The sequence below is a fragment of the Phenylobacterium sp. genome (genome assembly GCF_036263695.1).
Classification (GTDB): domain Bacteria; phylum Pseudomonadota; class Alphaproteobacteria; order Caulobacterales; family Caulobacteraceae; genus Phenylobacterium.
In genome coordinates this window covers 1-5,857 of record NZ_DATAGM010000105.1, presented here as the reverse complement: position 1 = coordinate 5,857, position 5,857 = coordinate 1, and the positions used below count along the sequence as shown (strand labels likewise).

Below are 5,857 nucleotides of genomic sequence, written 5' to 3'. Positions count from 1 at the left end.
CTCCTCGGAAAAGAAGGTGAAGGCCCCCGCCGCCTCGAACACGAACTCGCCGGTGCGCCCGCCGCGGCAGCGCTCCAGCGCGGCGCGCCAGCGGGGGGCGCCCAGGCCAGGCTCGCCGGCCGGCGGCTGGCTGGGCTCGGGGGCGATGCGCCAGCGGGTGGCGGCGGCCGAGCCGGTCGCCTCGCCGGCCTTGGCGCTGCCGAACGGCCGGCGGCGGATGACGAAACCCGTGCCGCCCCGCTTCTCGCAGGCGAGCTGCAGCCGGCGGCCGGCGACCAGGTCCACCGCCTCCACCTCGGCGAAGACGGCGCAAACCCCGGCCGTGGCCAGCGCGTCCTCCATCACCGCCAGGGCCTCGGCCTCGTCGCGGGCGCAGACCTGAATCAGCCGCTCGGCGGGAAAGCCCAGACCCACGAGGCCAGGGGCGTAGAGGTCGTCCCGCCGCACGATCCACACCCCCTCGCCCCGGCGGGCGAGCGGGGCGGCCAGCAGGGCGGTGAAGGCGGCCGCGCAGGCGCCGGTCTCCACCTCCATTCCCTCGGAGACGATCTCGTGCCAGCGGCCCAGCGGCAGCCCGCCGCCGGGCAGCAGGGCGTCGATGCGCGGATCGCCGAACGGCAGGGACTCGGAGTCCTCCCTCCCGCCCGCCTCGATGGCGGCGATCTTCGCTCGCAGGGCGGCCAAGCCCTTGGCGCGAAAACCGGGCATGGGGAAGGGACTCCTTTCGTTCCATTTTTGTTCTAATAACCTGCCGGAGGGAGTCAAGGTTCCAGGGCCGCGGCGGGGCGGCTCTACGTCCGCATCTGTCGCTCAAGCATAACGTCCTTGTGAGGCCGCTCGGGTGGCCCGCCCAATCGTAGCGCTCTAGGTTGCCCAGCTTCCCGAACTGCCGTGGGGGCGAGAGGCATTGTCGGTCGACCCGGACCTTCTGACGTTCATACGCGAGCATATCCGCTCGGTATGGGCCCTGGAGCTCCTGCTGCTCCTGAAGCGGAACCCGGAGCGGCGCTGGACGCCCGACGAGCTGGTCCGCGAGCTGCGCGCCAGCGCCTCGCTCATCACCAACAACCTGGACGCCCTCCAGCGCGCCGGCCTCATCGCCTTGGACGAAGACGGCCGCTGCCGCTATGCGCCCGCCGGCCCCGTGCTGGACAGGCTTTGCAATGAACTCGAGGCCGCCTACCGTGAGCGCCCCGTCGCCCTGATCAACGTCATCGCCTCCCCTCCCGACAAGCTCCAGTCGCTGGCCGACGCGTTCCGGATCCGAAAGCCATGACCACACCCCTCGGGCCGGCGGCCGTCTACTTCCTGTGCCTGGCGACCAGCGCGCTCTGCGCCGGGCTGCTGCTCCGGGCCTTCCTCGCCTCCCGCTCCAAGCTCTTGCTGTGGACGGCGCTGGCGTTCGTCTTCCTGGCGCTGAACAATCTCTTCCTGGTGGGCGACCTGGTCGTCTTCCCGGACGTCGACCTGTGGCCCTGGCGCCAGGCCGCCTCCGTCGCCGCCATCGCCGTGCTGCTCTACGGCTTCATCTGGGAGTCGGAGCGATGAACGGAGCCGATCCTTCCACCGTCGCCTTCATGGGCGGGGCGCTGACCGCCGGCTACGCGATCGCGGCGATCTTCTTCCTGAAGTTCTGGGCCCGCACGCGCGACCTCTTGTTCCTGGTGTTCGCCGCCGCCTTCATGATGTTCGCCATCAACCAGGCGATCCCGGTCCTGCTCGGCATCCCGCAGGAGGAGCAGAGCCCCGCCTACCTGTTCCGCCTGGCCGGCTTCGTGCTGATCATCGTCGCCGTACTGGTGAAGAACGCCGGCGGGCGCAAGGAGCCTTAAGGACCAGATGCTCCCGACAAGGGAGCTGTCCCAAAGGGACTGAGGGGGTTTCCGCCCGCAGACCCGGTGCGTGGCAACCCCCTCGACCACTCCGTGGTCGCCTCCCCCTGCGGGGGACGGACTCTACCCCCCATACCCCCGGCTGCCGCCGCCGAAGCCGCCGCGGGACACCACCGAGGTGCGGGACTGCACCTTGGGGGGCGCCTGGCGGACGCGGGCCGGCGGCTCGATCGCATCGCGGCTGATCGTGGTGCGGCCCGTGCGGTAGTCGCGGCCGAGGGTTCCACCCCATCCCGTGGAATACCCGCCGCCGCCGTAGAAGCCGTCGCGGCGATAGAGCCCCGTTCCGCGGTAGTAGCGGCGCCCGCCGCCGTCCAGCATCTGGCCGATCACGAAGCCGGCCAGCAGCGGGGTGAAGAAGCTGGAGCCGCCGTAGCCGCGCGGCACGCACTGGCCCTGGCCGTATACGTCCTCGCAGGACTGGGCGTCGGTGAACTTCGGCGCGTTCTTGTCGTCGGCGAGGGCAGCCTGGTAGCCGCGGTCGCACTCCTCGTCGGGAACGTCGTCGGCGGCCTTGCAGGCGTCCAGCGAGGCGTACTGCAGGGCCTCCACCTGTTCGCCCTTGCCGGCCGAGGCGTCCCATTGGGCGGCCGGCGGGGCGGTGTCGCAGGCCGAGAGGTTCAGGCTGGCGGCGCCCGCCAGCATGCTCGTCAGCTTCAGGGTCTTGGAGCGCTTGCTCATCGTCGCCTCACGACGTCATCGAGGCGGCGTTCAGCACGCCCACCGCGATGGAGATGGCCATCAGATAGATGGCGGTGGAGATCTCGCCCCGCTCGATCCGCGCCTTCACGTCCGGCAGGGCGACCAGGCGCACCACCGTGAAGGCGACGATCTGGATGACGCCGGCCAGCGCCGCCCAGGCGGCGAACTCGGCCAGGCTGACGGTCTGCGACAGGGCCGAGGCCAGCGGCAGGACATAGCCGATCAGGGCGCCGGCCAGCGCCAGGGCGGCGGCCACGTTGCCCTCGCGGATCAGCTGCCGCTCCCGATAGGGGGTGACCAGCTGGTAGATGATCTTGAACGCCAGGGTGAACAGCCCCGCCACCACGAAGGCGAGGGCGAAGGCGACGGCCCCCGTCCGGAACTCCACCAGGTCCAGCATCTGAATCTCCCCCTAGGCTCGGAATTCGCCGACCCCGAGGGGCAGGCCGATCATGATGTCGTGCGTCAGGTCGCCCTTCTCGGGCTCGACGGTGACGGCGAGCAGTAGTTCGCGGCTCTCCCCCGGCAGGTCGCGGGCGAACAGCATGCAGGTCTGGAACAGCCGCGAATAGGGCGCGGTCGCGGCCCGGTCATCGTAGACGTCCTCCCAGAAGGTCACCGGGGCCTGGTCTCCGGCCTCGTCCCCAAACCAGAAGCGGCGGTAGATCGGCAGCCCGTCGTCTTCGAAATAGGGCGCGCGCAGCCGCTCGGCCCAGACGCGCTTGGCCTGCGAGCCCGACGGATAGTCGCTCTTCCAGGGAATGAAGACCGTGAAGTCGTCGGCCAGCTGACCCTCGCGGTCGTCGGAAACCGCCTGCAGCATCAGGTGGTCGTCGGTGTAGAAGCGGTGGACGAAGGCGCCGTCGTCGAGGGCGATCACGCCTTGGGCGGTGATCTCCAGAGTGTCCCGGTCGAGGGCGAAGCGCAAGTCGTCGCCATGGCGGCGCCAGATCAGCGCGTCCAGGATGACGGTGCGGCCGATGGTGACGTTGCGGATCACCGGCAGGGCGCGCGTGGGTTCGGCCGGCTTCTTCCCCGACCCGAACAGCTTGCCGAACATGGGCTCTAGCGCCTCGCCTTAAGGTTTTGCACGGCCGCCCCTTGCACCTTTCCAGCATGAACCCGATCTAGGGCTTGTCAAGCGTTCATGGTATGCGTACCACGAACGCAATGTCGGAAAGGCCCGCCCGTGCCGTCGAACGAACCCGCGCCTGGCGCGAGGCCCGCAAGAAGGCCGGCTGGGTCAAGATCGAAGTCTGGGCGCCGGCCGCGTGCAAGGCCGACATTCAGAACGCAGTCCGCGCCATTGTCTATGAGTCCGCGCGCGGCCCCGAGTTGTCCCGCAACCCCAATCCCAAGGGCGTCACGACTATGGATCAGGTGATCGACACGGCGTGGACCATCCCGGCGCTGAAGGCGGCGCTGGACGGCAGCAGCCTGTTGCGAGAGGGCGAACTCACCGCCCAGGTGATCGAGGGGGCCGACCCCGTGCTGCTGGTCAAGATGCACGAGTACGGCGACCTGCCGATCTACGTCTCGTCCGGCCCGCTGCAGATGGTGCTCTCGACCATCCTGTGGCCGGTGGACGAGCAGGAGGACCAGGCGCAATTCAACGTGTTCCTGCTGAAGGCCCAGAAGCTGGTGCCGCTGTCCAACTTCGGCATCAGCACGATCGAGGGCCGCGACTACTACGAGCTGTTCGGCGAGATCAGCGCCAAGACGACGCTGCAGACCATCATCATCGAGCTTCGGACCCTGGCCGAGAACGCTATCGACGCGGCCGGCGATCTGCGCGAGTCCTTCCGCGCCACATCCAAGACCGCGGCCTGAGAGGGGAAAGACCATGTCGATCTGGAGAAAGCTGTCGGCCCTGTTCCGCGGGACCGCCCACGAAGGCGCTCTGGCGGTCGTCGACGCCAACGCCCTGAGGATCCTCGACCAGGAGATCCGCGACGCCGACACGGCACAGGCCAAGGCGCGCGACGACCTGGCCGCCCTGGTCGCGCGCCGGCGGATGCTGGAGACAGACGCCAAGAACTTCGCCGAGCAGGCCCGCAAGTACGAGGCTTCGGCCCGCGCAGCGCTGGCCAAGGGCGACGAGGCCCTGGCCCGGGAGGTCGCGCAGCGGATCGCCGACCTGGAGCGCGACGCGACTCAGAAAGCCGGCCAGGTCGCCGAGATGCGCACCGCCGAGGACAAGCTGCGCCAGATCATCGCCACGACCGACACCAAGATCGAGGCCCTGCGCCGCGAGATCGAAGTGGTGAAGGTCAACGAGAGCGTCCAGAAGGCCCAGGCCTCGGTGGTGTCCCGCTCCGGCAGCGCCGGGGCGACCCTCGGCTCGGCGGCAGACAGCCTCAAGCGCATCAAGGAGCGCCAGGCGGTCCGCGACGAGCAGTTCCGCGCCGCCGGCGAACTCGAGGAGCGCCGCACCGGCGCCGACCTCGACCGCAAGCTGGAGCAGGCCGGCATCCTGCCCGGCCACGTCGGCGCCGACGACATCCTGGCCCGCCTCAAGGCCCCCGAGCAGCCCGCCCCGATGCAGCTGGAAGCCCCCCGCCTGCAGATCGAGGACCTCGCCAAGGAGCCAAGCCGCAGGGGCGAGGGCTGAAAACGGGCGAGATGGGGAGGAAGGGATGAAACGCCTCCCCGTCGACGCGCGCCCCGACTGGAAAGCCAAGGCCGAGGCCGTGGGCTTCACCTGGCACCATGCGGACATGGGCCTCTATTGGGACGAGCGGGCCTGCTACGCCTTCACGATGAGCCAGGTGGAGGACCACCTGGAGACGGCCGCCGAGGAGCTCCACGGCCTTTGCCTCGAGCTGGTGGCCGAAGTGGTCGAGCGTGAGAGCCTGATGGAGAAGCTCGCCATCCCCGAGCCGATGCGCGACGTGGTGGCCGCCTCGTGGCGGGCGAAGGACCCCAGCCTCTACGGCCGCTTCGACTTCTTCTACGACGGGGAGGCCCCTCCCAAGCTCTACGAGTACAACGCCGACACCCCGACCAGCATCTACGAGGCGGCGGTCTTTCAATGGCTGTGGCTGGAGGACATGACCGGCGAAGGCCGGCTGCCGGCCAACACCGACCAGTTCAACGCCATTCACGAGAAGCTTCAGGCGCGCTTCGCCGCCCTGTTCCCGCACGGCGGCTTCGTCCACTTCGCCTCCGTCGCCGACTTCGCCGAGGACCGGCAGACGGTGCGCTACCTGGAGGACGTCGCGGGCCAGGCGGGGATCGAGCCCAAGTTCGTGGCCATCGACCAG

The 5,857-nt window shown here is 69.6% G+C and carries 10 protein-coding genes; 6 read left to right on the top strand and 4 right to left on the bottom strand.

All coding sequences use genetic code 11. The features are described 5' to 3' along the window. The coding region (locus tag VHK87_RS04220) for a protein imuA (protein ID WP_329633648.1) at window positions 1–708 on the bottom strand (708 nt) is incomplete at its 3' end. Window positions 709–907: 199 nt separating this feature from the next. On the opposite strand from VHK87_RS04220, the gene VHK87_RS04215 reads away from it, so the two are divergent. Genes VHK87_RS04215 through VHK87_RS04205 form a run of 3 tightly spaced genes read left to right on the top strand, consistent with a single transcriptional unit; the run spans window position 908 to window position 1,832 of the window. Then, the gene (locus VHK87_RS04215) at window positions 908–1,276 is read left to right on the top strand and encodes a MarR family transcriptional regulator (RefSeq protein WP_329633647.1); all 369 of its coding nucleotides are present in this window, start codon (window positions 908–910) and stop codon (window positions 1,274–1,276) included. Next, the gene (locus VHK87_RS04210) at window positions 1,273–1,548 is read left to right on the top strand and encodes a DUF5985 family protein (protein ID WP_329633646.1); all 276 of its coding nucleotides are present in this window, start codon (window positions 1,273–1,275) and stop codon (window positions 1,546–1,548) included. The genes VHK87_RS04215 and VHK87_RS04210 overlap by 4 nt, the downstream gene beginning before the upstream one ends. Then, window positions 1,545–1,832 carry a DUF5985 family protein gene (locus tag VHK87_RS04205; protein ID WP_329633645.1) on the top strand — a complete coding sequence of 96 codons (288 nt, stop codon included), beginning with the start codon at window positions 1,545–1,547 and terminating at the stop codon, window positions 1,830–1,832. The genes VHK87_RS04210 and VHK87_RS04205 overlap by 4 nt, the downstream gene beginning before the upstream one ends. Window positions 1,833–1,955: 123 nt before the next feature. On the opposite strand, the gene VHK87_RS04200 is transcribed toward VHK87_RS04205, so the two are convergent. From VHK87_RS04200 to VHK87_RS04190, 3 genes are read right to left on the bottom strand one after another with little or no spacing between them, the layout of a single operon-like run. Further along, window positions 1,956–2,573: a DUF1190 domain-containing protein gene (locus VHK87_RS04200; RefSeq protein ID WP_329633644.1), complete on the bottom strand. Its 618-nt coding sequence runs from the start codon at window positions 2,571–2,573 to the stop codon at window positions 1,956–1,958. Between the two features lie 7 nt (window positions 2,574–2,580). Continuing rightward, on the bottom strand, window positions 2,581–2,994 hold the full coding sequence (locus VHK87_RS04195) for a DUF350 domain-containing protein (protein WP_329633643.1): 414 nt from the start codon (window positions 2,992–2,994) through the stop codon (window positions 2,581–2,583). 12 nt (window positions 2,995–3,006) lie between these two features. Beyond that, window positions 3,007–3,654 carry a DUF2491 family protein gene (locus VHK87_RS04190; protein ID WP_329633642.1) on the bottom strand — a complete coding sequence of 216 codons (648 nt, stop codon included), beginning with the start codon at window positions 3,652–3,654 and terminating at the stop codon, window positions 3,007–3,009. 110 nt (window positions 3,655–3,764) lie between these two features. Between VHK87_RS04190 and VHK87_RS04185 the strand changes: the two genes are divergently transcribed. The 3 genes from VHK87_RS04185 to VHK87_RS04175 all read left to right on the top strand — a co-directional run. Beyond that, entirely contained in the window at window positions 3,765–4,424 is a 660-nt protein-coding gene (locus VHK87_RS04185; protein WP_329633641.1) for a YjfI family protein, read from the top strand. A gap of 13 nt (window positions 4,425–4,437) precedes the next feature. Beyond that, window positions 4,438–5,205 (top strand): PspA/IM30 family protein, encoded by a 768-nt coding sequence (locus tag VHK87_RS04180; RefSeq protein WP_329633640.1) that lies wholly within the window; start codon window positions 4,438–4,440, stop codon window positions 5,203–5,205. A gap of 25 nt (window positions 5,206–5,230) precedes the next feature. Next, window positions 5,231–5,857: glutathionylspermidine synthase family protein (locus tag VHK87_RS04175; RefSeq protein WP_329633639.1), on the top strand; the 627-nt coding region annotated here is incomplete at its 3' end.

Excerpts from the sequence above, each read along its gene's own strand:
- VHK87_RS04210 (WP_329633646.1), top strand. The coding sequence starts at position 1,273 with ATGACCACACCCCTCGGGCCGGCGGCCGTCTACTTCCTGTGCCTGGCG.
- VHK87_RS04195 (WP_329633643.1), bottom strand. The coding sequence starts at position 2,994 with ATGCTGGACCTGGTGGAGTTCCGGACGGGGGCCGTCGCCTTCGCCCTC.
- VHK87_RS04200 (WP_329633644.1), bottom strand. The coding sequence starts at position 2,573 with ATGAGCAAGCGCTCCAAGACCCTGAAGCTGACGAGCATGCTGGCGGGC.
- VHK87_RS04180 (WP_329633640.1), top strand. The coding sequence starts at position 4,438 with ATGTCGATCTGGAGAAAGCTGTCGGCCCTGTTCCGCGGGACCGCCCAC.
- VHK87_RS04185 (WP_329633641.1), top strand. The coding sequence starts at position 3,765 with ATGTCGGAAAGGCCCGCCCGTGCCGTCGAACGAACCCGCGCCTGGCGC.
- VHK87_RS04205 (WP_329633645.1), top strand. The coding sequence starts at position 1,545 with ATGAACGGAGCCGATCCTTCCACCGTCGCCTTCATGGGCGGGGCGCTG.
- VHK87_RS04190 (WP_329633642.1), bottom strand. The coding sequence starts at position 3,654 with ATGTTCGGCAAGCTGTTCGGGTCGGGGAAGAAGCCGGCCGAACCCACG.